Here is a 24,900-nt window from a genome sequence, read left to right as displayed (position 1 = left end):
CCACAATCGCCGGCAAACGACGGGAGACACGCCATGGCCCTGGACGCCACAGCCACCGAGCACACCCACGCCCGCATCTGCCCGCTGTGCGAGGCCTGCTGCGGCCTCGAGATCCGCACCCAGACCACGCCCGAGGGCAGCTCGGTCATCTCGATCCGCGGCAACGAGGCCGACCCCTTCAGTCACGGCTACCTCTGCCCCAAGGGCGTCGCGCTGAAGGACCTGCACGAGGACCCCGACCGCCTGCGCCAGCCGATGCGTCGCCGCGCCGACCGCGCCGGCTTCGAGCCCGTCAGCTGGGACGAGGCCTTCGCCGAGGTCGCCCGCCGGCTGCCGCCGCTGTGCGAGCAGTACGGCGCCGACGCGGTCGCGCTGACCATCGGCAATCCGGCCTCGCACAAGATCGGCCTGTTCAGCTACTTCCCGCACCTGGCGCGCGCGCTGGGCACGCGCAACCTGTTCTCGGCCTCGACGCTGGACCAGATGCCCAAGCAGCTCGCCTGCGGGCTGATGTACGGCCATTGGCTCAGCGTGCCGGTGCCGGACCTGCCGCGCACCGATCTCTTCATCTGCCTGGGCGCCAACCCCATGGTCAGCAACGGCAGCCTGTGGACCAGCCCCGACTACCGAGGCAAGGCGAAGGCGATGCGCGCGCGCGGCGGGCGCATCGTCGTCATCGACCCGCGCCGCACCGAGACCGCCCAGGCCGCCGACGAGCACCTCGCGATCCGCCCCGGTGGCGACGTCTACCTGCTGCTGGGACTGCTGCACACCGTGTTCGAGGAAGGCCTGGAACGGCTCGGACGCCTGGAAGCGCATGTCGAGGGCCTGGACGCGCTGCGCGCCGCCGTCGCCGACTTCCCGCCCGAGCGCGGCGCCGCGCACTGCGGCATCCCCGCCGAGACCCAGCGGCGCCTCGCGCGCGAATTCGCGACCACGCCCAAGGCGGTGCTCTACGGCCGCTTCGGCACCTGCACGCAGCGCTTCGGCTCGCTGAACAGCTGGCTCATCGACGCGCTCAACATCGTCACCGGCCACTTCGACACCGAGGGCGGCCTGATGTTCCCCAAGGCCGCCGCCTTCGCCGCCAACACGCTGGGCCGGCCGGGGCAGGGCAAGGGCGTCGCCACCGGCCGCCGGCACAGCCGCGTCGGCAAGGCGCCGGAAGTGATGGGCGAATTCCCCATCAGCTGCCTCGCCGAGGAGATCGAGACCCCCGGCGACGGCCAGGTGCATGCGCTGATCACCGTGGCCTGCAACCCGGTGCTGTCCTCGCCGAACGGCGCGCGGCTCGCGCGCGCGCTCGACGGCCTGGACTTCATGCTCAGCCTGGACCCCTACATCAACGAGACCAGCCGCCACGCCGACCTGATCCTGCCGCCGCCCTCCCCGCTGGAGGACTGGCATTACGACATGGTCTTCGCGCAGCTGTCGTGGCGCAATCATGCGCGCTGGTCGGGCCCGGTGCTGCGCGTCGATGCCGACGCCCCGGACGCGCCGCGGGCCGAATGGCAGACGCTGCTGCGGCTGGCGGCGATCGCCTCGGGCCTGCCGGTCGACGCGGACCTGCAGGCGGTCGACGATGCCGCGCTGCGCGCCGAGCTGAAGCGCCAGGCCGGCGACCAGGCCGAGGCCGTCTTCGGCGTGCTCGAGGGCGGCGCCGGCCCGGCGCGCTGGCTCGACCTGGGGCTGCGTTCAGGCCCCTACGGCGACGGCTTCGGCGCGAAGCCGGACGGCCTCACGCTGGCCAAGGTGAAGGCCGCGCCGCACGGCATCGATCTCGGCGAACTGCAGCCGCGCGTCCCGGAGATCCTGCGCACGAGCTCGGGCCGCATCGACCTGGCGCCGTCGGCGCTGCTGGCCGACCTCGCGCATGCGGACGCGGCGCTGCGTCATCCGACCGGCGACGAGCTGCTGCTGATCGGCCGGCGCGAGACCCGCAGCAACAACAGCTGGATGCACAACCTGCCGGTGCTGGCCAAGGGCCGCGAGCGCTGCACCTTGCTGGTCCATCCCGACGATGCGGCGCGCGCGGGGCTGGTGGAAGGACAGTCCGCGCGCCTGAGCAACGCGCGCGGCAGCGTGATCGCACCGGTCACGCTGAGCCCCGACATGCGGCCAGGCGTGGTCAGCCTGCCGCACGGCTGGGGCCATGACCTGAGCGGCAGCCAGTTGAACGTCGCCGCCCGCCATCCGGGCGTCAACATGAACCTGCTGCTGGACGAGGAGGCCCGCGACCCGGTCTCGGGCACCTCGGTGCTCAGCGGCATCCCGGTGCGGCTGAGCGCGGCCGAGGCCTGAACCGCCGCGCCCGGCACCGCGTCGGCAGCGCGCCTCAGGCTCGCACCGCCGCGGGCGCCAGCAGGCTGGTCGGCACGCCGGCAGGGCTCGCCTGGGGGAAGCGTCCCGCGAGCACGCCGCTGATCAGCTCGAGGTGGTGCATCAGCTCCCACTGCTTGCTGAGCGCCCGTGAAGGCTGGACACCATCGATGAGGCCGGCCAGGTAGCGCCGCACCGCCTCGGTGGGACCGAAACAGGCGTCGTCGCGGTCGAGCGCCGCCTGGAACACGCGGAGCGCGCGGCGGAAACGCTGGTCGGCGTTGTCCTCGTCGGGCGCGAGCCGGCCGCTCAGGAAGGACTCGAGCCAGATCGCGGCCGGCGCTGGCGCCGCGGCTGGCGCGATGCGCAGGTAGCTGAGCCGGAACGCCGCCAGGCGCGACGATGCCTCCGGCGTGTCCGGGCGCGAGGGCAGCGTGGTGTAGTCCGAGAAGTCCGCGCCGCCTTCCCGCCAGGGATGGGGCAGCGGATCCAGGAACGGGTGACGGTGGTCCTGGCGCAGGTCGGGGCTGTCCGGCAGGCGCCGGTCCTCGACCCGCACGCAGGCGGCGTCCCCGAGCGCGGCTCGGTCCGCGGCGGTCGGCTCGACACCCTTGAAGAACACCTGCCGCACCCGCGCCCCGCCGAGCATCGTCATCAACTCGGACAGCGGCGGCGCCTCGGGGCCGACGACCAGCCCCATCGGCCGGGCCCCGAACAGCTGCACGAAGCGCCGCACCACGTCGGGCGTCAGCGCCGGGCCCAGCATCAGCGTCGGATGGATCCACTGGCGCGTCGGCAACGAGGTGAACAGCTGCCGGCCCCAGTCGAAGGCCTCGGCGGGCAGCAGCAGGTCGAAATCCTGCCGCACCGGATTGACCACCAGCCACACCGGCAGGCGATGCGCCTCGCAGGCCTCCAGCGTGTGCCGCATCGAGGTCGCCATCACCCGCACCGGCTCCATCACCGGCTGCACCTGGCCCTCCGCGCCCAGCACCTGCGCCAGGTGGCGCAAGGCCAGCACCTCCTTCTGTTTGCCATGGAGATAGGGGAAGTACATGGTCTTCGCCTCCAACTGTCTCGATTGAGGGAGGGGCGATGATGATGAGCACTGGCTCATCCGTCAGCAGCGATCCCTTCCATCAATGCGCCAGATCAAGGGACCCGGAAAAATCACGGGCCCCGTCACGCCAAGAAAAAAGGGACCGCGTGGCGGTCCCTTGCTGGGCGGGGCGGCCGGCGCGTCGGCCGGCATCGGCGCGTTTCAGGGCGTGCTCTTCGGCTTGGCCGGCTGCTGGGCCTGGCCCATCGCGGCCAGCTCGGCCTCGCTGATGATCTCCATCGCGCGCACCACCTTTTGCACGCCGCGCACGCCGCGGGCGATCTCGGTCGCGCGGGTGGCCTCGCGCTCGGTCACCCGACCCATGATGTAGACGTTGCCGCGCTCGACGACGACGTAGAACGCGTTGGTGATCAGGTCCTTCGCGTCGACCAGGCTGGCCTTGACCTTGGCGGCGATGGCCACGTCGTTGGCGCGGCTGGACAGCGAGCTCAGCATGCCCACGCCCACCTCGTTGAGCACGTTGCCGACGTTCTCGACGCCCTGCGCGATGCGCTCGACCGCGGCGCGGTCCTCGTCGTTGCGGGTCTCGCCGGTCAGCAACACCATGCGGTTGTAGCTGTTGACGTTGATGTGCACGCGGTCGCCGAGCTGCTCGCGGATGCGGTTGGCGGTCTTGAGCTCGATGCCCTGGTCCTCGAGCTGCGTGCCGGAGGTGCGCCGGTCGGTCGCCACCATCGCGCTGCCCACCGCCGCGCCGCCGACGATCAGCGGCACGCAGGCGGTCTGCAGCAACGCGCCGCCCAGCGCGGCGGCAAGGATCAGGCGGCGGGTCCGGCGGGGGCTTCGGGTCACGGAGGTCATCGGGAGGTCCTTCAAGGTCGGGAGGAGGGTCATTCGCCCGCGCCGAGCAGCTGCAGGTCGATCGCGTCGCTGAGGCAGTGGGAGAGCAGGCGGTGCGCTTCCGCCACCCGCGCGAAGCGGCTGTGCGGCACGCGCAGTTGCACATCGGTGTCCAGCAGCGTGCCGCGCCAGTCGTCGTCCTGCGTGCCGCTGAGCACGATCACGCTCATCTCCTGCGCATGCGCCACCTGCAGCAGCGCGGCGGCCGCGCCGCTGGCCTGCGCCTCGTACAGCAGCAGCAGGTCGCCGGGATGGCCGAAGGTCTGGATCTGGCGCATCAGCGCGGAGGCGGGATCGGCGTAGCCCTGGGCCTGCGCGTCCAGCGCGATGGCGGCCAGGCCCGGGCGCTCCTGCTCGAAGCGGCCGGACAGCAGCGAGGCCATGTAGGTCGCGTCCGCCGCCGAGGTGCCGAGCCCGGCGGTGAGCACGCGACCGCCGGCGGTGAGCGCGTCCACCATCATCTGCGCCGCGACGGCGAGCGGGCGGGACAGCCCTTCGGCGACCTGGTAGAGCAGGTCCGCGCTCTCGAAGAATTGTTGTTGTATGCGTTGTTCCAACATGAGCGCGGATGATAAAGGGTGCTGCAAGGCCATCGACCGCCGCAGAGCTCAGTGCTCGGCCGGCACGTCGAAGGCCCCTTGCAGCCACTCGACGCGATCGCCATCGATGGCCACCACGTCGAACCGGCAAGGCGGGATCTCCGCCAGCGTGCGCAGGAAACATGTCGCCGCGAAGATCACCTTCCGTTGCTTGGCCCGGGTCACGCTGGCCGCCGCGCCGCCGTGCGCATCGCGTTCCCTGGCACGCACCTCGACGAACACCAGCGTCCCATCGCGCGCCCATAGGATCAGGTCGACCTCCCCGCCCCGCGCGGACGGCCCGCGCGCGACCCGATAATTGCGCGCCACCAGCCGCAGCCCCTGCCGCCTCAGGTAGTCCAGGGCGCGCTGCTCGGCGCCGGCGCCCCGTGCCTGCGCATCCGCGCCGTCCCGTCCGATGGAGAGTTTCTTGAACATGTCGACGTCCCCGTCCGCCTCGCTGATCGCCGCCGCTTCCGCCGCGGCCGGTCATCAGCAATTCCCGGGCGGCACGCTCTACGTCGTCGCGACCCCGATCGGCAACCTCGCCGACCTGAGCCTGCGCGCGATCCACGTGCTGGGGCTGGTCGACGCCGTCGCCTGCGAGGACACGCGCGTCAGCGCTCAGTTGCTGCGCTGGCTCGGCCTGCACAAGCCGCTGCTGGCGCTGCACCAGCACAACGAGCAGCAGGCGGCGGAAGGCCTGGTCGCGCGGCTGCTCGCCGGCGAGCGCATCGCCTACGTCAGCGACGCCGGCACGCCGGCGATCTCGGACCCGGGCGCGGTGCTGGTGGCCGCGGCCGCGCGCGCCGGCGTGCGCGTCATGCCGCTGCCCGGCGCGAGCAGCGCGGCGGCGGCGCTCAGCGTGGCCGGCGACGCCCGCGCCCAGGGCTTCCGCTTCGTCGGTTTCCTGCCAACCAAGGCGGCCGAGCGGCGCGCGGCGCTGCAGGCGCTGACCGGCGCGCCCCACAGCCAGGTGCTGTTCGAGGCGCCCCATCGGATCCAGGAACTGATCGCGCTGCTGGCCGAGCTCGCGCCCGAACAGACGCTGACGATCTGCCGCGAGGTCACGAAGCAGTTCGAGACCATCCACACCGCGCCCTGCGCCACGCTGCCCGCCTGGATGGCGGCCGACAAGCAGCGCGAGCGCGGCGAGTTCGTGCTGGTGCTGCATGCCGCGCCCGCGCCGGCGGGCGAAGCCGGCCTGCCCGAGGACGCCCAGCGCACGCTGCGCGTGCTCATGCGCGAGCTGCCGCTGAAGCAGGCGGCGTCCCTCGCCGCGGAGCTGACCGGCGAATCGCGCAAGGCGCTGTACCAGCTGGCGCTGGCCTGGAAGCAGGACGCCGGGGGCGATGCCAACGGCGACGGCGATACCGACTCCGACTCCGACACCGACACCGGCGCCCGCTCCGACTGAGCCGGCCCTCCACCCCGGGGCCGCCCGGTCCCCATCCTTGCGGCAGGGTCGGCCGCCGCGCCCGGCCCCCGGCCGCCATGGGCGATGCCTACAATCGCCCGATGATTTCGCGCGAACCCACCCTCGCCCGCCTGGTCACCGCCCGTGCCCAGCTGCTCGAACCCTTCGGCCTGACCGACGCGTCGCTGTCGCAGGCGTTGCGGCTGATCACCGAGCACCGCGTCGACGACGCCGACCTCTACTTCCAGACCACCCGCGCGGAGGGCTGGAGCCTGGAGGAAGGCATCGTCAAGAGCGGCAGTTTCTCGATCGACCAGGGCGTGGGCGTGCGCGCCGTCGCCGGCGAGAAGACGGCCTTCGCGTATTCGGACGACATTTCGGAGGCCGCGCTGCTCGACGCCGCGCGCACCGTGCGCGCGATCGCGTCGGCCGGGCAGAGCAAACGCGTCAAGGTGCCGGCCGAGCCGGTGGTGTCCGGCAGCCGCGCCCTGTATGGCGACGCGGATCCCATCGCCAGCCTGGACAGCACGCAGAAGGTCGCCCTGCTGGAGCGCACCGAGCGCCTGGCCCGCGCCAAGGATCCTCGCGTCAAGCAGGTGATGGCCGGCCTGGCCGCCGAGCACGAGGTGGTGCTGATCGCGCGCGCCGACGGCACCCTGGCCGCCGACGTGCGGCCGCTGGTGCGCCTGTCCGTGACCGTGATCGCCGAGAGCGACGGCCGCCGGGAAGTGGGATCGGGCGGCGGCGGCGGCCGCTTCGGCCTGGCCTATTTCACCGACGAGATGATCGCGTCCTACGTCGAGCAGGCGGTCAGCGCGGCGCTGACCAACCTCGAGTCGCGCCCGGCCCCGGCCGGCGAGATGACCGTGGTCCTGGGCCCGGGCTGGCCCGGCGTGCTGCTGCACGAGGCGGTCGGTCACGGCCTGGAGGGCGACTTCAACCGCAAGGGCTCGTCGACCTTCTCCGGCCGCATCGGCCAGCGCGTCGCGGCCAAGGGCGTGACGGTGCTGGACGACGGCACCATCCCCGACCGCCGCGGCTCGCTCAACGTCGACGACGAGGGCTGCGCCTCGCAGCGCAACGTGCTGATCGAGGACGGCATCCTCAAGGGCTACATCCAGGACGCGATGAACGCGCGGCTGATGAAGGTCGCCCCCACCGGCAATGGCCGCCGCGAGAGCTACGCCCACGTGCCGATGCCGCGCATGACCAACACCTACATGCTGGGCGGCGACAAGGATCCGGCCGAGATCATCGCCAGCATCGACAAGGGCCTGTACGCGACCAACTTCGGCGGCGGCCAGGTCGACATCACCTCGGGCAAGTTCGTGTTCTCCGCCAGCGAGGCCTTCTGGGTCGAGAAGGGCAGGATCCAGTACCCGGTCAAGGGCGCAACCATCATCGGCAACGGCCCGGACGCGCTCACCCGCGTGAGCATGATCGGCAACGACATGCAGCTGGACACCGGCGTCGGCGTCTGCGGCAAGGAAGGCCAGAGCGTGCCGGTGGGCGTCGGCCAGCCCACGCTGCGCATCGACGGCCTGACCGTCGGCGGCACGGCCTGACCCCATGCCGGCCGCGCATCCCCACGGTTCCGCGAAGGCTCGCTTGCCCGATGCCGTCGCGCCACACCCGCGGCCGTCCCCTCGCGGCGCTTGACGCGCCGCGACCCGCGCAGGCACTATTGGTCCTTATGCGTTCCGCACCGAAGTTTTACTTTGCTTATTTTTGGTTCTCGCACCGCCCCGGCGGAGGAGAGGCGAACGCATAAGCAAGCGCGCCAAGAATCCTCAAGAAACCGCCGGGCCCACAAGCCCGGCGGTTTTTTTTCGGCCGGGCCCCGAGCGCCACCCCCAGCCCTCATAGAAAGCGTGATTCCCATGAATGCCAAGTCGACCCCGTATCCCAGCGCCCAACAGGCGGAGCGCTGGTATTCGCCGCAGGACAAGACCTCCCAGACCGACGACGAACGCATCCTGGACATCACGCCCTTGCCGCCTCCTGAACACCTCATCCGCTTCTTCCCGATCCGTGGCACGGCCATGGAGCAGCTCGTCGTCGGCACGCGCCAGCGCATCCGCGACATCATGCAGCGCAAGGACGACCGCCTGCTGGTGATCATCGGCCCGTGCTCGATCCACGACCCGGGCGCGGCGCTCGAATACGCCAAGCGGCTGATGACGATGCGGGAGCAGCATGCCGACACGCTCGAGATCGTGATGCGCGTCTACTTCGAGAAGCCCCGCACCACCGTCGGCTGGAAGGGCCTGATCAACGATCCCTACCTCGACGAGAGCTACCGCATCGACGAGGGCCTGCGCATCGCGCGCCAGCTGCTGCTGGAGATCAACCGCCTGGGCATGCCGGCGGGTTCGGAGTTCCTGGACGTGATCTCGCCGCAGTACATCGGCGACCTGATCAGCTGGGGCGCGATCGGCGCGCGCACCACCGAGAGCCAGGTCCACCGCGAGCTGGCCTCGGGTCTGTCGGCGCCCATCGGCTTCAAGAACGGCACCGACGGCAACATCAAGATCGCCACCGACGCGATCCAGGCCGCGGCGCGGCCGCACCACTTCCTGTCGGTGCACAAGAACGGCCAGGTCGCGATCGTCGAGACCAAGGGCAACCGCGACTGCCACGTGATCCTGCGCGGCGGCAAGGCGCCGAACTACGACGCCGAGAGCGTCGCCGTCGCCTGCGCGGACCTGGAAGCCTCCAAGCTCGACGCCCGGCTGATGGTCGACTGCTCGCATGCCAACAGCAGCAAGAAGCACGAGCGCCAGCTGGACGTCGCCAAGGACATCGCCGCGCAGATCCGCGCCGGCAGCACCAGCATCTTCGGCGTGATGGTCGAGAGCCACCTCAAGGGCGGCGCGCAGAAGTTCAGCCCCGGCAAGGACGATCCCTCGCAGCTCGAGTACGGCAAGAGCATCACCGATGCCTGCCTGGCCTGGGACGATTCGATCGCGGTGCTGGACGTGCTCAGCCAGGCGGTGCGGGCCGCCCGCACCGAGACGGTCGCGCGCTGATCACCACGACCAGCGCTGGTTGTCGCCGCCGTTGCAGCGATACATGATGACGGCCGTGCCCGGACGGGCGCGGCCGCCTTCGATGTCCAGGCACTTGCCGGAGTCGGCACTGCGGATCTCGCCGCCACGCGCGCGCCAGCGCTGGTTGGCGCCGCCGTTGCAGGTGAAGGCCATCACCCGCGCGCCATCGGCGGTGTTGCGGTCCGCGACATCGAGGCACAGCCCCGCGACGCGCAGCTCGCCTTCGCGGTTCCATTCGAAGTGCTGGTTCCCGCCGCCGTTGCAGTCGTAGACGATGAGCTTGCGCCCGGGCCGCGCGCCGCCTTCGATGTCCAGGCACAGGCCGCCCTTGCCGCGGATCTGGCGCGCATTCCAGCCGCCGTCGTCCTGCCAGCCGTCGTCGCGGTCGCGATCCTTGTCCTTGTCCTTGCTGGCGATCAGCGCGATGCCGGCGATCACCGCCGCCGCCGCGACCGCCGCGCCGATGTTGCTCGAGTTGTCGGAGCTGCTGGCGCCATCGCCACCGGCCGCCGCGGAGGTCGTGATCTTGAAGCGGCCGCTGCAGCCGCCATCGACCCACAGCTCCTGGCTCGTCAGGTCATAACCCCAGGTGCGCCCGAAGCGGCAGCCACCGGCGGTCTGCTGCACGAGTTCCACCTCGGTCGTGCCGTCCGGCAGCCGATGGCTCTGGTAGCCGCCGCGCGAGCTCAGCTCGATGGTCTGGTCCGCCGCCCGCGCGGGCAGGCTACCGATCAGCAGCCCCGCCGCGACGGGCAGCGCGATGACGCGCCGCGCCCAGCGGCGAGGCCGGTTGTTGGAATCCATGGTCGCCTCCTGCCTCTCCCTGCGTCGCGCGCCATGCGCACGCGACTGCGGGCGATGCTAAGGCGCCTCAGGCGGTGACGTCCAGCACGCGCGGCGTGCCGCCGGCGCGCTCCACCTCGCTGACGAGCAGGGGCCCCAGCGTCACCTGGACCTGCAGGTCGGGAAAGCTCGCGGCGGTGTAGGTGCCCCGCGAATAGGCCGGCGTCTCGACGCGGCTGGCCGGCGGCGCCTCCTGGCCGAGCGGATGCCGGCCATAGGTGACGTCCGCGCGGTTGCGCGCGTACATCTCCTGGAGCGGCCCCTCCGTCCCGATGAACGGGGACAGCTTCAGCACCACCGACGGTGGCGGCCCGTCCAGCATCTCCTGCTGGATCCTGGCGCGGTACTGCTGCAGCGGACTGACATCGAACGGCGACGTCCTGAGCGGCGTCGCCTGTACTTCCGAAAACTTCAAATCGCCCGACGGCGCCCGATCTTCCCGACCGTCCGCCGCCCTCCCTCTTGATGCGTGTGTGCCTGTGGGCGAGCGCCGCGCGCCGCGCTTCATCGAGCGCTCAAGCCGGCGCCGCCCAGGTCGAAATTGTCCGGGGCGAGCCGCTGGAAACCGACATGCGCCGCTGCCCGTCGGACGTCAATCGCCCGCCCGCGCGCCCAGCGTCGCGCCGACGCCGCAGATGTGTTCGAGCATCGGGCGAAGCGCCCGTCGCCCCACCCACAAGCGGGCGCAAGACCTGCCCGCTCTTGAAAACATCGCTCCCTGAGCGCATGTTCGAAGCTTCGATGCGACGCGCCCCAGGCGCCGAAGCCATGGCCCTGATCTTCCTCGCGCTGACCGCCGCGCTGCTGTGCTTCTGGCTGCTGAGCCAGCCCTGGCGGCAGGCCCGGCGCCGGGCCGCGCTGCGGGCGAAGGCCTTCCCCGCCGCATGGCGCGCCATCCTGCGCCGCAACGTGCCGCAGGCGGCGCGGCTACCGGCGGACCTGCAGCTCAAGCTCAAGCGCCAGATGCAGGTCTTCCTGGCGGAAAAATCCTTCATCGGCTGCGCCGGCCAGGTCATCACCGACGAGGTCCGCGTCACCATCGCCGCGCTGGCGTCGCTGCCGCTGCTGGGCCGCGCTCGCGGCTACTACCCGAAGCTGCACACGGTGCTGGTCTATCCCGGCGCCTTCATCGTCGATCGCGTGCGTCATCAAGGCCCGCTGCAGATGCAGGACCGCCAGGTGCTGAGCGGCGAATCCTGGGGCGAGGGACAGGTCGTGCTGTCCTGGGACGACGTGCTGCGCGACGCCTCGCTGCCGGAGCGCGGCCACAACGTCGCGGTGCACGAGTTCGCGCACCAGCTGGATCAGGTCAAGGGATGGGCCAATGGCGCGCCCTGGCTGGGCAACCGCGCGCGGCAGGCGCGCTGGGCGGCGGTGATGCAGCAGAGCTTCGACCTGCTGCGCGCGCGGCTCGCGGCGGGCGAGCCCGATCCGCTGGGGGACTACGCGGCCACCGAGCCGGCGGAGTTCTTCGCGGTCGCGAGCGAGCGCTTCTTCGGTCAGCCGTGGGCGCTGGCACAGGCGCATCCCGCGCTGTACGGGGAACTGCGGCGCTTCTACGAGGTCGATCCGCTGCTCTGGTCCTGAGCGCGGCGGGGACGGGGATCAGAACCCCATCTCGGCCAGCAGCGCGTCGACGTCGTCCTGCTGCAGCGCCTTGTCGGGCGTCTGCACGCCGGCGAGCTGCTCCTGCGCCGCCGCGGCGGCCGGCTCGACATGGTCGTGCGCGGCGAGCAGCTGCTGCAGCGGCGCCTCGGCCGGCCGCAGCATGGCCAGCACCTTGTTGATCACCTGGCCGGACAGGTCCTGGAAGTCCTGGGCCATCATGATCTCGGTCTGCAGCCCCTTCACCCGATCCGCGAAACCGGCGGCGCCGGCCGCGTAGGCCGCGCACAGGCGCATCATCGCGCGCGCCCGCTCGACGCTCAGGTCCGGCGCGGCCGCCAGCCGCTGCAGCGACTCGGACAACTCATGCCCCTGTCGGCCCACCGCCTGCGCGTCCTCCTGCGCCGATTCCACGATGCCCAGCACCTTGCTGGCGGCCTGGTCGGTCATGCGCTTGACGTAGTCCAGACGCTCGCAGGCATCCGGCAGCTCCTGGGACAGCTTGTGCAGCGCCTGATGCGCGGCGGCCGTGAGCGGGGATTCGGATTGAGACATGGCGGCGGATCGCGGTGGGTGGGCGCGAAGGAAACGCGGGGTTGCGGATGGCACCGGCGCGGTGCGGGCGCCATCGACACTGGCGCTGGGGAGCGGTCTGGAGCGCCGCTTTCAATACCCGGAAATCTTAGTTCTGCAACTGGTGTAACCAACGGAAAGGGGGAGGGTCACCCGTGCATTTTTGGTGAGGAGTCCTGCATTTAAGTCAGCGACCGGCCGGCGCGCCTGTAGCCTTCGCTTCGTCCGTCCGCGGCCCGTCCTTGCTGCCGTCCGTTCTTGGCAAAGCGATCCGTCTCATGAACATGGCCACCACCCGTCCCTCGCCCGGCTTCCATCGCGCTCCCTCGCGGTCCGGCTCGTCCGGCACCGCGCGTCCGTCGTCGTCCTCCCGCGGCGACGGCGCCAGCTTCGCCGCCGCGCCGCGGGCGCAGGCCGCAGCCCCGCAGGCCTCGGCGCTGCGTGACGTGAGCGACGTCATGGTCGGCGTGGTGCTGATCCTGGGCGTGCTGTTCGCGCTGCTGGTGCTGGCGCTCTACACCCGCGACTCGATGGCGGTCGGCAAGGCGCTGACGGAGCAGGGACAGGCGCGCGGCGCGCTGGTCTGCAAGGACGGCCGGATCGCCCGGGGCGATGGCTCCCTGCCCGACCGGATCATCGAGGACGGCGTGTTCGTCTGCACCGACTGGCGCACGCTGCAGGCGATCGAGCAGGAAGAAGCCGAGCGGGGCATGCGCAAGTACTGACCCCGCCGCGCCGAAGGCCCGGGCGCGCGCTCAAGTCCACAGGTCCAGCGGCGGCTCGTGCGTCATGCCGCGCAGCAGGTCGCTGCGCGAGAGGAAGCCGATCGGATGGCCGTTGTCGTCGCCAACCGGCAGGCCAGGCAGCCCCAGGTCCAGCAGCAGCTGCGCCGCTTCGCGCAAAGGCGTGTCCGGCTGCGCCACCGGCACCGGCGTCCACATCACGTCATCCACCGGCGCGGCCAGGCGCCGCGCGATGACCATCATCTCGGCGATCTCGTCGAGATCGTCCGCCAAACCCCGCGTGAGATCGCCACGCGACACCAGGCCGCGCACCTCGCCCATCGGACCCAGCACCGGCGCCTGCGCAACGCCAGCACGCGACATCATCCGCATCGCGCTCCGCAGCGGGGCGCCCGACATGACGCTGATCAGCTTGCGGCTCATCAGCTGATGCACCTGCGTAAGCACCTGGCGCTGCGTGTCGCCGGCATAGGCCGCCAGCGCCTCGTGCGCGACATAAGCCGACGCGCCGCTCGCCATCCCGCCCCCGGCACCGCCCTGACCCACGCCAGCCAGCACGACAGTCGACGGCGTCAGATCCCCCTGGCGCGCGATCGGCGCCACCGCGCGGGTGCGGGCCACGGCCTGCACCGGCGCGAGGTCGCGCACCTGCTCAAGGCCGCCCGTCAAGATCTTTCCAGAGGTGCCGTAGACGGAAAACATGCGGCGGAGGATGGCATGTGGAGGCAGTGGAGGCCATTGAGGAGAACGCCTAACTCCGGAGGGACAAGCGCGGGCTCTCCACGACGCGAGGGGGCTCCCTCCTGGACCCCCTCGCATCATTCCGGCCCCATCGCCACTCGCTGCCTTCCAGGAAGAGGACTGCGGGAGACGGAGACGGAGACGGAGACGGAGACGGAGACGGAGACGGGAGGCGGGGCGTGGCGGTGGAATGGAGGTGGTGGTGGCGTGGGAAGCGGTCAGGGAACCGGGTAGGCGGTCTCGTACTTGACCTCGCGGAGCACGACGTTGCTGCGCACGCTCGCGACGCCGGGCACCTTGAAGACCTTGCTCTGCAGGAACTGGTCGTAGACCTTCATGTCGGGCGCGACGATCTTCAGCACGTAGTCCGCCTCACCGGTGATGGCCTGGCATTCGACGATCTCCGGGCTGCCCGCGACCATCGCTTCGAAGGCCTCGACCGCGCCCTCGGTGTGCCGGACCAGGCTGACATTGGCCAGCACGCAGATCGAGAGCCCCAGTTGCTCCCGGTCCACCAGCGCGACATGGCGGCGGATGACGCCGCGCTCCTCCAGCTCCTTGACGCGTCGCCAGACCGGCGTCGCCGAGAGCCCCACCTTGTCGGCCAGCTGCTGGGTGCTCTGGCGGGCGTCGGCCTGGAGCGCCTCCAGGATCAGGCGCGTCGCCCGGTCGAAACGTTCGTTCTCCATATCCGCCTCTTTTGAGAATGTCTCTATCGATCCTTGCGATGCAGCGAGCAAACGGAGCAAGAAACTGCCGATTGTCTAGGAAAGAATCTCCTCATTCATACATTCGAGCCGACCGGTCCTGCCGGCCGGCTCTTCCCGTTGGGGAGACAAGCCATGACCGAAGTCCGTCCTGCCGCCTCGCCGGCCCTGCGCGCCTACCAGCTGTCGGACAACCTCGCCGCCCAGTCCGGCCAGGTGTTCCTCACCGGGACGCAAGCCCTCGTGCGGCTGCTGCTGGCCCAGAAGGCCCAGGACGAGCGTCAGGGCCTGCAGACCGCCGGCTTCGTCAGCGGCTATCGCGGCAGCCCGCTCGGGATGGTCGACCAGCAGCTGTGGAAGGCGAAGAAGTTCCTCGAGAAGGCCGAGGTCAACTTCCTGCCCGCGATCAACGAGGACCTCGCCGCCACCGCCTGCCTGGGCGTGCAGCGCGTGGCGCTGGATCCGAAGCGCACCGTCGATGGCGTTTTCGCGATGTGGTACGGCAAGGGCCCCGGCGTGGACCGCTCCGGCGACGCGCTCAAGCACGGCAACGTCTACGGCACCGCGAAACAGGGCGGCGTGCTCGTCGTCTGCGGCGACGACCACGGCTGCGTGTCCTCGTCGACCCCGCATCAGAGCGACCTCGCGCTGCAGGCCTGGTCGATGCCGCTGGTGCATCCCGGCAACGTGGCCGAGTACCTGGAGTTCGGCCTCTACGGCTGGGCGCTGTCGCGCTTCTCGGGCGCGTGGGTCGGGTTCAAGGCGATCTCGGAAGTGGTCGAGTCGGGCATGACCGTCGACCTGGACGCGGTGCCGCTGGACTTCGAGCTGCCGGTCGACCACACGCCGCCGACCGACCTGCACATCCGCTCGGTGGACCTGCCGTCGCTGGAGCTGGAGTCGCGCCTGGCGCACAAGATCGACGCGGTGCTGGCGTTCGCGAAGATCAATTCGATCGACAAGCACATCGTGGTGAGCCCGCGCGCATCGCTGGGCATCGTGACCGTCGGCAAGGCGCATTACGACTTCATGGAGGTGCTGCGCCGCCTGGACCTGGACCCGAACGCGCTGGCCGCGGCCGGCGTGCGCGTCTACAAGGTCGGCCTGGTCTATCCGCTGGAGCCGACGCGCATCCGCGAGTTCGCGCAGGGCCTGACCGACATGCTGGTGATCGAGGAGAAGGCGCCCGTCGTCGAGCGCCAGATCAAGGAGCTGCTCTATCACCTGCCCGACGCGCAGCGTCCGCGCGTGGTCGGCAAGTCCGATGAACACGGGGCGGCGGTGCTGAGCGCGCTCGGCGAGCTGCGGCCGTCGCGCATCATGCCGACCGTCGCGGACTGGCTGGCGCGGCTGAATCCGGCGCTGGACCGCCGCCATCTGGTCGTCGATTTCCTGACGCCCTGCCTGCTGTCCAACAGCGCCGACGCGGTGCGCCGCCAGCCCTATTTCTGCTCGGGCTGCCCGCACAACACCTCGACGAAGCTGCCCGAGGGCTCGCGCGCGCTGGCCGGCATCGGCTGCCACTTCATGGCGAGCTGGATGGAGCGCGGCACCTCCGGCCTGATCCAGATGGGCGCCGAGGGCGTGGACTGGGCCGCCCACTCGCGCTTCACCACCGAGAAGCATGTCTTCCAGAACCTGGGCGACGGCACTTACTACCACTCGGGCTATCTGGCGATCCGTCAGGCCATCGCGGCCAAGGCCAACATCACCTACAAGATCCTCTACAACGACGCGGTGGCGATGACCGGCGGGCAGCCGGTCGACGGCCAGACCTCGGTGCCGCAGATCGCGCGCCAGGTCGAGGCCGAAGGCGTGAAGCGCCTGGTCGTGGTCTCGGACGAGATCGGCAAGTACGACGGCCATCACGGCCTGTTCCCCGCCGGCACGACCTTCCACGATCGCAGCGAGCTCGACGCGGTGCAGCGCGAGCTGCGCGAGATCCAGGGCGTGACGGTGCTGATCTACGACCAGACCTGCGCCGCCGAAAAGCGCCGCCGCCGCAAGAAGGGCGAGTTCCCCGACCCCAACAAGCGCATCTTCATCAACGAGTCGGTCTGCGAGGGCTGCGGCGACTGCGGCCAGGCGAGCAACTGCCTGTCGGTGGTGCCGGTGGAGACCGACTTCGGCCGCAAGCGCGCGATCGAGCAGAGCAGCTGCAACAAGGACTTCAGCTGCGTGAACGGTTTCTGCCCGAGCTTCGTGTCGGTGCATGGCGCCAAGCTGAAGAAGCGCGCCGGCGCGGCCTTCGGGCCCGCGGACCTGGCGCGCGAGATCGCCACGATCCAGCCGCCCGCGGCCTGGGCGTGGACCGGCCCGTTCGACATGCTGGTCACCGGCGTCGGCGGCACCGGCGTGGTGACGGTGGGCGCGCTGGTGACGATGGCCGCGCACCTGGAGGGCAAGCAGAGCTCGGTGCTGGACTTCATGGGCTTCGCGCAGAAGGGCGGCGCAGTGCTGTCCTTCGTGCGCGTGGCGCCGACGCAGGACCTGCTGAACCAGGTCCGCATCGACACGCAGCAGGCCGACGTGCTGCTGGCCTGCGACATGGTCGTGGGCGCGAGCGCCGATGCGCTGGCGACGGTGAAGGCCGGCCGCACGGTGATCCTGGCCAACACGCATGAGCTGCCGACCGCCGCCTTCGTCCGCAACCCGGATGCGAGCCTGCAGGCCGATTCGCTGCTGGCCAAGATGCGTCACGCCGTCGGTGAGGAGAAGGCGCTGCTGACCAGCATCGACGCGCAGGACATCGCGCAGCGCCTGATGGGCGACACCATGCCCAGCAACATCGTGATGCTGGGCGCGTGCTGGCAGCGCGGCCTGGTGCCGGTGTCCTTCGAGGCGCTGATGCGCGCGATCGAGCTCAACGGCGTGGCGGTGGAGAACAACAAGACCGCCTTCGCGCTGGGCCGTCTGGCGATCGCCGCGCCCGAGGCGCTGCGCCGCCTGGCCGGCGAGCAGAGCGGCTCGGCCGTGCAGTGGTTCAACTTCGACCAGCTCGACGACAAGGACGGCCAGCCCGGCCTGATCTCGCGCCGCAAGGCCTTCCTGACCGAGTACCAGGACGCCGCCTACGCGTCGCGCTACGAGGCGCTGGTGCAGCGCGTTCGCGCGGCCGAAGCGGCGCTGGGCGACGCCGGCAAGGGCCTGCGCCTGACCAAGGCGGTGGCGCGCTATTACGCGAAGCTGCTGGCGATCAAGGACGAGTACGAGGTCGCGCGCCTGTACACCGACGGCAAGTTCGAGGCCGCGCTGAAGGCGCAGTTCGAGGACTGGGATCACCTCAGCTTCCACATGGCCCCGCCGCTGATCGCCAAGCCCGGCGCCGATGGCCGCGCGAAGAAGGTCGAGCTCGGCTCGTGGACCTTCAAGGCGCTGAAGACGCTGGCGAAGTTCAAGGGCCTGCGCGGCGGCGCGCTGGACCTCTTCGGCAGGACCGAGGAACGCCGCATCGAGCGCCAACTGATCCGCGACTACGAAGCCCTCGTCGATGAGCTGCTCGCCGGCCTGAGCGCGGAGAAGCTGGACATCGCGATCAAGCTCGCCCGGCTGCCGGAAGGCATCCGCGGCTACGGCCACGTGAAGCTGGCGAATGTCGTGACAGTGCGCGCGCAGTGGAAGGACCTGCTCGACCGCTTCCACGGCCGCGCGGTCGAGGCGCCCATCGCCGTCGTGCCGCTGGCGAAGGCGCCCGAACGCGTGAAGGGCGTGGCCGAGCTGTGAGCGTCTGATCCCTCGCGCCGCCGCGCGGGGTTGCAACTGTGAAGTAGCGCAAAGGCCGCAGTCACCGCTGGACACCGCCGACACGGGGGCGGCATGCTTGCCCCATGCCACTGTCCCCGCTCCCGCCGCCCCTGCCCCTTCCCTTGCGCCGGCGCACGCTGCTGCTCGGCGCGACCGCATCGGCGGCGCTCGCCGCCTGCGGCGGCATGACGACGGCGCCCGACGTGCCGATGGATGCGGCCCAGCGTCTGCGCGCCGCCAACCGCATCGGCTGGGGCGCGACACAGGCGCAGCTGGACGAGATCGAGCGCCTGGGCTGGGGCCGCTACGTCGAGCGCCAGTTGAAGGCCGATCCGCGGGCGCCGATGCCGGCGACTATCCAGGCCCGCATCGAGGCGCTGGGCATCAGCCAGGGCGAGGTCGCCGCGCGCGTGTGGACCGCCGAGTCCTTCCGCCGTGGCGGCGACAAGGGCGCGACGGAGGAGGAACGCAGCGCCGCGCGCAAGGCCTACCAGGACGCCCAGGGCCTGGCCGCGCGGGAGACCGGCGAGCGCCAGCTGCTGCGCGAGCTGTACTCGGAACAGCAGCTGCTCGAGCAGATGACGTGGTTCTGGTTCAACCACTTCAACGTCCACCAGGGCAAGCGCGACATCCGCCTGCTGCTCTCGGACTACCAGGACCGCGCCTTGCGCCCGCACGCGCTGGGCTCCTTCCGCCACATGCTTGGCGCGGTGGCGCGTCACCCGGCGATGCTGCGCTACCTGGACAACGACCAGAACGCCGTCCGCGCGATCAACGAGAACTACGCGCGCGAACTGCTGGAGCTGCACACGATGGGCGTCGACGGCGGCTACAGCCAGCGCGACGTGCAGGAGCTGGCGCGGGTGCTGACCGGCTTCGGCGTGCGCGTCGATCCCGACCCGCCGATGATCGCGCCCCGATTCGAGCCGCTGTACCGCCGCGACGGCCTGTTCGAGTTCCACCCGGCCCGGCACGACTTCAGCGACAAGCAGCTGCTCGGCCGCACGATCCGCGGCCGCGGCGCCGACGAACTCGACGAGGTGCTGGACCTGCTGGTCGCGCAGCCGGCGACGGCGCGCTTCGTGTCCCGCAAGCTGGCGGTGTATTTCCTGAGCGACCAGCCGCCGCCGGCCGTCGTCGACGCCATGGCCACCGCCTTCCAACGCACGAAAGGCGACATCCCATCCACGCTGCGGCCGATGCTGCGCTCCCCGGCATTCCTCGCGGCCGAGGCGCCCAAGTTCAAGGATCCCCACCGTTACCTGCTCTCGAGCCTGCGGGCCGGTTTCGAGCAGCGCGAGCTGCAGAACGCGCAGCCGCTGCAGAACTGGCTGCGACGGCTGGGCCAGGGCCTCTACGACAAGCAGACGCCGGACGGTTACCCGCTGACGGCCGAGGCCTGGAACAGTCCGGGGCAGATGACGCTGCGCTTCGAGATCGCGCGCCAGATCGGCGGCGGCGCGGCCGCGCTGTACCGCCCCGAGGGCACGACCGGCCCGGTGCCCCTGCCCGATCTGAAGGTGCTGCGCGCACGCGTCGAGCCCACACTGGCGATGTCGACGCGTGACGCGCTCGCCCAGACGACCTCCCCGCAGCAGTGGCTGACCCTCTGGTTATCCAGCCCCGATTTCATGTATCTCTGAGCCCACCATGCACCGCCGCCATCTCCTGCACGCCCTCGCCGCCGCGCCGCTCACCCTCACCTCCGCGCGCCTTTTCGCGACCCCGCCGACCGCTGCCCTGGAGAAGACGGGGACGCCGGAGCCCCTCCGAGCGATTGCCGAGCGTGCGGAGGCGCTTGAGCGAGGAGGGGCTCCGGCGTCCCCGTCTTCGGGCGCAGTCCAGCGCCCGCGATTCCTGCTGGTCTTCCTCCGCGGCGGTTACGACGCGACCCACCTGCTGGTCCCCACGACCAGCAGCTTCTATTACGAGCAACGCCCTCGCATCGCCATCGCGCGCCCGTCGCCGACCGACCCCGCTGCCGCGCTGGCGCTTGACGCCGACTGGGGCCTGCACCCGGCCTTGAGAAGCAGCCTTTACCCGCTGGCGCAATCGGGCCAGCTCCGTTTCATCCCTTTCGCCGGTACCGAGGACCTGTCGCGCAGCCATTTCGAGACGCAGGACAGCATCGAGCTGGGCCAGCCGCTCGGTGGTTCGCGCGACTACAACTCGGGTTTCCTGAACCGCCTGGCGGCGGAGCTCGATGCGCAGCAGGCGCTGTCGTTCACGGACCAGTTGCCGATTGCGTTCCGCGGTCCGGTGAGGATCGCCAATGCTGGCTTGCGGGAGACGGCGCGCCCGGCGGTCGACGCCAGGAGCCGCGCGCTGATCGCGAGCATGTACCGGGGCCAGGCGCTCGGCGGGGCGGTGGAGGAAGGTCTGGCGCTGCGCGAGGAACTCGCGCGCGACCTCTCGCCGGACAAGATGAAGGCGATGACCGACGCGGCCGGCCGCAACGCGATCCCGGCCAAGGGCTTCGAGCTGGAGGCACGTCGCATCGCCACGCTGATGCGGGGCCGCTTCAGCCTGGGCTTCATCGATGTCGGCGGCTGGGACACGCACGTCAACCAGGGCGGCGCGACCGGCCAGTTGGCCAACCGCTTCGAGGAACTCGGCCGTGGCCTGGCGGCGATCGCGGATGAACTCGGTCCGGAGCTCTGGCGCCAGACCACGGTGATGGTGATCAGCGAATTCGGCCGCACCTTCCGCGAGAACGGCAACCGCGGCACCGACCACGGCCACGGCAGCGTTTACTGGCTGCTGGGCGGGGGTTTGGCGAGCGGTGGCCCGGTGGCCGGCGAGCAGGTCGCGCTGAGCGCCAGGACCTTGTTCCAGAACCGCGACTATCCGGTGCTCAACAATTACCGCGCGGTGCTGGGCGGCCTTTGGCAACGCCAGTTCGGCCTGTCGCCCGCGGCCCTCGCGCGCGTGTTCCCCGGCGTCCGTCCCAAGGACCTTCACCTGATCTGATTGCCGGGTCGCGCAAAGCCCCCAGCCGGCGCAAGCGCTTGCAGTGACCGCCTTGCAGATGAGAGAAGTTCTCATCTAGCATCCCTGCTCGAACGAAAAGACTCCAGCGGGATCCGACGTCGCGACACAGGCACCTGCCTTGCTGGAGCCTCCTTCGGTTGAATGACCCGGAACGAAGGATCCCCGATGACCAAGGCCACCCGCATCGAACGCGACTCCATGGGCGAGGTCGCCGTACCGGTCGACGCGCTCTACGGCGCCCAGACACAGCGCGCGGTCGAGAACTTCGCCATCAGCCGCCAGCCCATGCCCGAGCGCTTCGTGCGCGCACTGGTGCTGCAGAAGGCCGCCGCGGCGCGCGCCAACATCGCGCTCGAGCAGTTGCCGGCCGACATCGGCCAGGCCATCGACCGCGCCGCGACGCAGCTGCTGCAGGACCCGGCGCTGATGAACCACTTCCCGGTGGAGGTCTTCCAGACCGGCTCAGGCACCAGCTCGAACATGAATGCCAACGAGGTGATCGCCACGCTGGCCACGCGGCTCATCGGCACCGGCGCGGACAACCCGACGACGGTCAGCCCCAACGACCACGTCAACGCCGGCCAGAGCAGCAACGACTCCATCCCCACCGTGCTGCACATCAGCGCGGCCCAGGCCCTGCACGGCGAGCTGCTGCCGGCGCTGGACCTGCTGGCGCAGACGCTGCAGGACAAGATCAAGAGCGACGGCCATCACGTCAAGACCGGCCGCACCCACCTGATGGACGCGATGCCGCTGCGACTGGGTCAGGAACTCGGCGGCTGGTGCGCGCAGATCGACGCCAGGCGCACCCAGCTGCGCGCGCTGCTGCCGTCGGTCTGCGAGCTGGCGCAGGGCGGCACCGCGGTGGGCACCGGCATCAACGCGCATCCCGACTTCGCGCAGCGCTTCTGCGAGGAACTGTCCACCCTGACCGGCCTGGTCTTCCGGCCCGCGCCGGACTTCTTCGCCGCGCTCTCGGCGCAGGACACGGCGGTGGCGCTGTCGGGCGCGCTCAAGGGGCTGGCGGTGACGCTGATGAAGATCGCCAACGACCTGCGCTGGATGAACTCGGGCCCGCTCGCCGGCCTGGCGGAGATCGAGCTGCACGCGCTGCAGCCGGGCTCGTCGATCATGCCGGGCAAGGTCAATCCGGTGATCCCGGAGGCGGTGACCATGGTGTGCGCGCAGGTCATCGGCCACGACGCGGCGATCACCGTGGCCGGCCAGTCGGGCAACTTCCAGCTCAACGTGATGCTGCCGCTGATCGCGACCAACCTGCTGGACAGCCTGGCGCTGCTGGCGGCCGCGTCACGGGCGCTGGCCGAGCAGGCGATCCGCGACTTCAAGGTCAACACCGCCGGGCTGCAGCATGCGCTGGCCCGCAATCCCATCCTGGTCACCGCGCTCAACCGCGAGATCGGCTACCTGAAGGCCGCGGCGATCGCCAAGCGCGCCTACGCGGAGCAGCGGCCCATCGTCGACGTCGCGGAGGAGATGACCGAGTTCGACCGCGCCACGCTGCTGCAGATGCTGGACCCGGCCAAGCTCACCGATGGCGGACTCTGAGGCCGACACCCCAAGGACACCGATGGCCCACGACCCGACCCACGCCCACGAGGCCGCCGTCGATCCGGCGCAGGCGCTCGCGGCGATCGACCCGGCATTGGCGCGACGCCACCGGATGCGCCAGTGGCTGGGCTTCGCGATCCTGCTGATCGGCGCGGCGCTGCTGCTGCACCAGGGCTGGCGCTGGATCAAGCCGGCCGGCGCCATCGGCCAGGGCTCGGTGATCGCGATGGCGCTGCAGGCGGGCCTGCTCGCCGCGGCGGCCACCGCCTTCGGCACGCTGCCGGCGCTGGGCACGCGCAGCCTGTCGGCGCGCGGACAGGACGCGCTGATGGGCTTCGGCGCCGGCGTGATGCTGGCGGCCTGTTCGTTCTCGCTGATCCTGCCCGGCCTCGAGGCGGCGCGCGCGCATGCGACGCCGACGGGCGCCGCGGCGCAGGTGGCGCTGGCGGTGCTGCTCGGCGCGTGGGCGCTGATGGCGCTGGACCGGTGGCTGCCGCATGAGCACTTCATCAAGGGCCGCGAGGGCATGGACCCGACGCGGCTGCGCCGCACCACGCTGTTCGTGATCGCCGTCACGCTGCACAACCTGCCCGAGGGCCTGGCGATCGGCGTGGCCTTCGCGGCCAACGATCCGGTCGCGGCGGCCAGCCTGAGCCTGGCGATCGCGATCCAGGACCTGCCCGAGGGCTTCGTCATCGCGGTGGCCTTGATGACGGTGGGCTACTCGCGCCGCAAGGCCCTGCTGCTGGGCGCGGCCTCGGGCCTGGTGGAGCCGGTGGGCGCGGTGCTGGGCGCCTGGGTGGTCTCGGCCTGGCCGCTGCTGCTGCCCTGGGGACTGGGGTTCGCGGCCGGCGCGATGCTCTTCGTCATCAGCCACGAGATCATCCCCGAGTCGCACCGCAAGGGCCATGAGCGCTGGGCGACGCAGGGCCTGATGCTGGGCTTCGCGCTGATGATGGTGCTGGACACGGCACTGGGCTGACACGGCGCCGGCGGGCGCGGCGCGGGAGCGCCGTCGCCCGGCACGGGCCTCGCGCGCGGGTCGTGCGATGCGTCACGGGCCCGCCGGCAGGCGCCAAAAGCTGTTTTACAACTCGCCGCGCGCAAGCGGCAAACCGTCACGCCGACCCCGGCGTCATCGGCGGCCGACCGCGCACAAGCGCCCTGCGGCCCGTCACCATCGGTGCTCTGCCCTCATCGATCCGCAGGACCCGAGCCGTGATGAAGAAGTTGCCCGCCGCGCTGTTCGCGCTTGCCGCCGTGATCACGGTGTGCTCGACCCCCGCCACGGCCGCGGGCCTGACACCGCTGGAGCAGCGCTGGATCGCGGGCATGACGCCGGTGCTGCAGCATGCGAAGGCGTCCGGCATGCCGGTGGACGTGGTCGTGCAGCCGCAGGATGCGCCGGAGGCCGCGCCGCTGGCGCTGGGCTTCAGGGACGGCCGCTGCAAGCTGGTGCTGAGCCTGCGCGGCAACCCGGAGGGCGAAGCGACGATGCAGCGCCTGCCCGCGGGCCTGGAGGACAGCGCGCTGGAACTGATGGCGGCGCACGAGCTGGGCCATTGCCGCCGCTACCTGGACGGCGTCTGGTTCAACCTGCCAGCCGGCTTCTCGGCCGCGCCCGCGCCCGACGGCCTCAGCCCCGACCTGCAGCGGGCCTATCTCTCGATGAAGTCGGCGCGCCGCGAGGAAGGCTACGGCGACCTCGTCGCGCTCGGCTGGACGGCCCAGCGCCATCCGGCGCAGTACGCCGCGCTGCACGCCTGGCTGAGCGCCGAGCGCGCCCGGGACCTGCTGCCCGGCAGCCACCACGACACGCTGGCCTGGCTCAAGCTGGCCCGCGACCCGCAAGCGCTGGGCAGCGCGCCGTCGATGTTCGATGCGGCCCTGCCGGTCTGGCAGCGCGGGCTCAACCTCGACGAGGACTGAGCGGGCGCACGGATCGACGTGCGGACGAAGTGCTTAACGGCACCTTGTCGTTACCTGAACGCAGAGGAAACGCCCAGGGCGCCACACTGCCGCCGCCCGGTTCCCCCACGCGGGGGCCGGACTTCCTCCCA

General features: G+C 70.9%; 21 protein-coding genes. 12 read left to right on the top strand and 9 right to left on the bottom strand.

The window, feature by feature from the left end:
- Positions 1–33: 33 nt before the first annotated feature.
- Positions 34–2,301 carry a molybdopterin-dependent oxidoreductase gene (locus tag FHT38_RS01085; RefSeq protein ID WP_183489028.1) on the top strand — a complete coding sequence of 756 codons (2,268 nt, stop codon included), beginning with the start codon at positions 34–36 and terminating at the stop codon, positions 2,299–2,301.
- A 34-nt stretch (positions 2,302–2,335) separates the two neighbouring features.
- On the opposite strand, the gene FHT38_RS01080 is transcribed toward FHT38_RS01085, so the two are convergent.
- The 4 genes from FHT38_RS01080 to FHT38_RS01065 all read right to left on the bottom strand — a co-directional run bounded on the left by FHT38_RS01080 (position 2,336) and on the right by FHT38_RS01065 (position 5,295).
- Positions 2,336–3,376, bottom strand: a complete 1,041-nt coding sequence (locus tag FHT38_RS01080) for a sce7725 family protein (RefSeq protein WP_183489025.1) — start codon at positions 3,374–3,376, stop codon at positions 2,336–2,338.
- 204 nt (positions 3,377–3,580) lie between these two features.
- Positions 3,581–4,240, bottom strand: a complete 660-nt coding sequence (locus FHT38_RS01075) for a BON domain-containing protein (protein ID WP_183489023.1) — start codon at positions 4,238–4,240, stop codon at positions 3,581–3,583.
- A 29-nt stretch (positions 4,241–4,269) separates the two neighbouring features.
- Complete coding sequence (locus FHT38_RS01070) at positions 4,270–4,839, bottom strand: SIS domain-containing protein (RefSeq protein WP_091720410.1); 570 nt, start codon at positions 4,837–4,839, stop codon at positions 4,270–4,272.
- Between the two features lie 48 nt (positions 4,840–4,887).
- The gene (locus FHT38_RS01065) at positions 4,888–5,295 is read right to left on the bottom strand and encodes a YraN family protein (RefSeq protein ID WP_183484657.1); all 408 of its coding nucleotides are present in this window, start codon (positions 5,293–5,295) and stop codon (positions 4,888–4,890) included.
- On the opposite strand from FHT38_RS01065, the gene rsmI reads away from it, so the two are divergent.
- From rsmI to FHT38_RS01050, 3 genes are all read left to right on the top strand, one after another.
- The gene (rsmI, locus tag FHT38_RS01060) at positions 5,294–6,274 is read left to right on the top strand and encodes a 16S rRNA (cytidine(1402)-2'-O)-methyltransferase (protein WP_183489020.1); all 981 of its coding nucleotides are present in this window, start codon (positions 5,294–5,296) and stop codon (positions 6,272–6,274) included. The two genes, FHT38_RS01065 and rsmI, sit on opposite strands and share 2 nt — an antisense overlap.
- 101 nt (positions 6,275–6,375) lie before the next feature.
- On the top strand, positions 6,376–7,839 hold the full coding sequence (tldD, locus tag FHT38_RS01055) for a metalloprotease TldD (RefSeq protein WP_183489018.1): 1,464 nt from the start codon (positions 6,376–6,378) through the stop codon (positions 7,837–7,839).
- Between the two features lie 315 nt (positions 7,840–8,154).
- Positions 8,155–9,303, top strand: coding sequence for a 3-deoxy-7-phosphoheptulonate synthase (locus FHT38_RS01050; RefSeq protein ID WP_183484652.1), 1,149 nt, complete (start codon positions 8,155–8,157; stop codon positions 9,301–9,303).
- On the opposite strand, the gene FHT38_RS01045 is transcribed toward FHT38_RS01050, so the two are convergent.
- On the bottom strand, positions 9,304–10,128 hold the full coding sequence (locus tag FHT38_RS01045) for a lectin (protein ID WP_183489016.1): 825 nt from the start codon (positions 10,126–10,128) through the stop codon (positions 9,304–9,306).
- A gap of 67 nt (positions 10,129–10,195) precedes the next feature.
- On the bottom strand, positions 10,196–10,582 hold the full coding sequence (locus FHT38_RS01040) for a hypothetical protein (RefSeq protein WP_141225185.1): 387 nt from the start codon (positions 10,580–10,582) through the stop codon (positions 10,196–10,198).
- A 353-nt stretch (positions 10,583–10,935) separates the two neighbouring features.
- Between FHT38_RS01040 and FHT38_RS01035 the strand changes: the two genes are divergently transcribed.
- Positions 10,936–11,754, top strand: coding sequence for a zinc-dependent peptidase (locus FHT38_RS01035; protein ID WP_183489014.1), 819 nt, complete (start codon positions 10,936–10,938; stop codon positions 11,752–11,754).
- An 18-nt stretch (positions 11,755–11,772) separates the two neighbouring features.
- On the opposite strand, the gene FHT38_RS01030 is transcribed toward FHT38_RS01035, so the two are convergent.
- Positions 11,773–12,327 carry a protein phosphatase CheZ gene (locus FHT38_RS01030; protein WP_183489012.1) on the bottom strand — a complete coding sequence of 185 codons (555 nt, stop codon included), beginning with the start codon at positions 12,325–12,327 and terminating at the stop codon, positions 11,773–11,775.
- 296 nt (positions 12,328–12,623) lie between these two features.
- Between FHT38_RS01030 and FHT38_RS01025 the strand changes: the two genes are divergently transcribed.
- Positions 12,624–13,070 (top strand): hypothetical protein, encoded by a 447-nt coding sequence (locus FHT38_RS01025; protein ID WP_091720377.1) that lies wholly within the window; start codon positions 12,624–12,626, stop codon positions 13,068–13,070.
- A 30-nt stretch (positions 13,071–13,100) separates the two neighbouring features.
- On the opposite strand, the gene FHT38_RS01020 is transcribed toward FHT38_RS01025, so the two are convergent.
- Together FHT38_RS01020 and FHT38_RS01015 are read right to left on the bottom strand one after the other, a co-directional pair.
- Positions 13,101–13,757 carry an HPP family protein gene (locus FHT38_RS01020; RefSeq protein WP_183489010.1) on the bottom strand — a complete coding sequence of 219 codons (657 nt, stop codon included), beginning with the start codon at positions 13,755–13,757 and terminating at the stop codon, positions 13,101–13,103.
- Positions 13,758–14,047: 290 nt separating this feature from the next.
- Positions 14,048–14,518: an Lrp/AsnC family transcriptional regulator gene (locus tag FHT38_RS01015; protein WP_147241570.1), complete on the bottom strand. Its 471-nt coding sequence runs from the start codon at positions 14,516–14,518 to the stop codon at positions 14,048–14,050.
- Positions 14,519–14,671: 153 nt separating this feature from the next.
- Between FHT38_RS01015 and FHT38_RS01010 the strand changes: the two genes are divergently transcribed.
- From FHT38_RS01010 to FHT38_RS00985, 6 genes are all read left to right on the top strand, one after another.
- Positions 14,672–18,259, top strand: a complete 3,588-nt coding sequence (locus FHT38_RS01010; protein WP_183489008.1) for an indolepyruvate ferredoxin oxidoreductase family protein — start codon at positions 14,672–14,674, stop codon at positions 18,257–18,259.
- A gap of 104 nt (positions 18,260–18,363) precedes the next feature.
- Positions 18,364–19,923: a DUF1800 domain-containing protein gene (locus FHT38_RS01005; protein ID WP_183489005.1), complete on the top strand. Its 1,560-nt coding sequence runs from the start codon at positions 18,364–18,366 to the stop codon at positions 19,921–19,923.
- 7 nt (positions 19,924–19,930) lie between these two features.
- On the top strand, positions 19,931–21,250 hold the full coding sequence (locus FHT38_RS01000) for a DUF1501 domain-containing protein (protein WP_183489002.1): 1,320 nt from the start codon (positions 19,931–19,933) through the stop codon (positions 21,248–21,250).
- A 186-nt stretch (positions 21,251–21,436) separates the two neighbouring features.
- Positions 21,437–22,837, top strand: coding sequence for a lyase family protein (locus tag FHT38_RS00995; RefSeq protein ID WP_147240003.1), 1,401 nt, complete (start codon positions 21,437–21,439; stop codon positions 22,835–22,837).
- Positions 22,838–22,952: 115 nt separating this feature from the next.
- A complete protein-coding gene (locus FHT38_RS00990) occupies positions 22,953–23,822 on the top strand; it encodes a ZIP family metal transporter (RefSeq protein WP_091724899.1) in 870 nt (289 codons plus the stop codon).
- 239 nt (positions 23,823–24,061) lie between these two features.
- Positions 24,062–24,769, top strand: a complete 708-nt coding sequence (locus FHT38_RS00985; protein ID WP_183488999.1) for a hypothetical protein — start codon at positions 24,062–24,064, stop codon at positions 24,767–24,769.
- Positions 24,770–24,900 lie beyond the last annotated feature (131 nt).

It is taken from the genome of Mitsuaria sp. BK041, assembly GCF_014193085.1.
In the GTDB taxonomy this organism is placed as follows: Bacteria; Pseudomonadota; Gammaproteobacteria; order Burkholderiales; family Burkholderiaceae_C; genus Roseateles.
Note: the sequence above shows the minus strand (reverse complement) of the source record. Positions and strands in the feature narration are given on the sequence as shown.

Coding starts and splice junctions, on each gene's coding strand:
- FHT38_RS01085 (WP_183489028.1), top strand. CDS start 34: ATGGCCCTGGACGCCACAGCCACCGAGCACACCCACGCCCGCATCTGC.
- FHT38_RS01080 (WP_183489025.1), bottom strand. CDS start 3,376: ATGTACTTCCCCTATCTCCATGGCAAACAGAAGGAGGTGCTGGCCTTG.
- FHT38_RS01075 (WP_183489023.1), bottom strand. CDS start 4,240: ATGACCTCCGTGACCCGAAGCCCCCGCCGGACCCGCCGCCTGATCCTT.
- FHT38_RS01070 (WP_091720410.1), bottom strand. CDS start 4,839: ATGTTGGAACAACGCATACAACAACAATTCTTCGAGAGCGCGGACCTG.
- rsmI (WP_183489020.1), top strand. CDS start 5,294: ATGTCGACGTCCCCGTCCGCCTCGCTGATCGCCGCCGCTTCCGCCGCG.
- FHT38_RS01065 (WP_183484657.1), bottom strand. CDS start 5,295: ATGTTCAAGAAACTCTCCATCGGACGGGACGGCGCGGATGCGCAGGCA.
- tldD (WP_183489018.1), top strand. CDS start 6,376: ATGATTTCGCGCGAACCCACCCTCGCCCGCCTGGTCACCGCCCGTGCC.
- FHT38_RS01050 (WP_183484652.1), top strand. CDS start 8,155: ATGAATGCCAAGTCGACCCCGTATCCCAGCGCCCAACAGGCGGAGCGC.
- FHT38_RS01045 (WP_183489016.1), bottom strand. CDS start 10,128: ATGGATTCCAACAACCGGCCTCGCCGCTGGGCGCGGCGCGTCATCGCG.
- FHT38_RS01035 (WP_183489014.1), top strand. CDS start 10,936: ATGGCCCTGATCTTCCTCGCGCTGACCGCCGCGCTGCTGTGCTTCTGG.
- FHT38_RS01030 (WP_183489012.1), bottom strand. CDS start 12,327: ATGTCTCAATCCGAATCCCCGCTCACGGCCGCCGCGCATCAGGCGCTG.
- FHT38_RS01025 (WP_091720377.1), top strand. CDS start 12,624: ATGAACATGGCCACCACCCGTCCCTCGCCCGGCTTCCATCGCGCTCCC.
- FHT38_RS01015 (WP_147241570.1), bottom strand. CDS start 14,518: ATGGAGAACGAACGTTTCGACCGGGCGACGCGCCTGATCCTGGAGGCG.
- FHT38_RS01010 (WP_183489008.1), top strand. CDS start 14,672: ATGACCGAAGTCCGTCCTGCCGCCTCGCCGGCCCTGCGCGCCTACCAG.
- FHT38_RS01005 (WP_183489005.1), top strand. CDS start 18,364: ATGCCACTGTCCCCGCTCCCGCCGCCCCTGCCCCTTCCCTTGCGCCGG.
- FHT38_RS01000 (WP_183489002.1), top strand. CDS start 19,931: ATGCACCGCCGCCATCTCCTGCACGCCCTCGCCGCCGCGCCGCTCACC.
- FHT38_RS00995 (WP_147240003.1), top strand. CDS start 21,437: ATGACCAAGGCCACCCGCATCGAACGCGACTCCATGGGCGAGGTCGCC.
- FHT38_RS00990 (WP_091724899.1), top strand. CDS start 22,953: ATGCGCCAGTGGCTGGGCTTCGCGATCCTGCTGATCGGCGCGGCGCTG.
- FHT38_RS00985 (WP_183488999.1), top strand. CDS start 24,062: ATGAAGAAGTTGCCCGCCGCGCTGTTCGCGCTTGCCGCCGTGATCACG.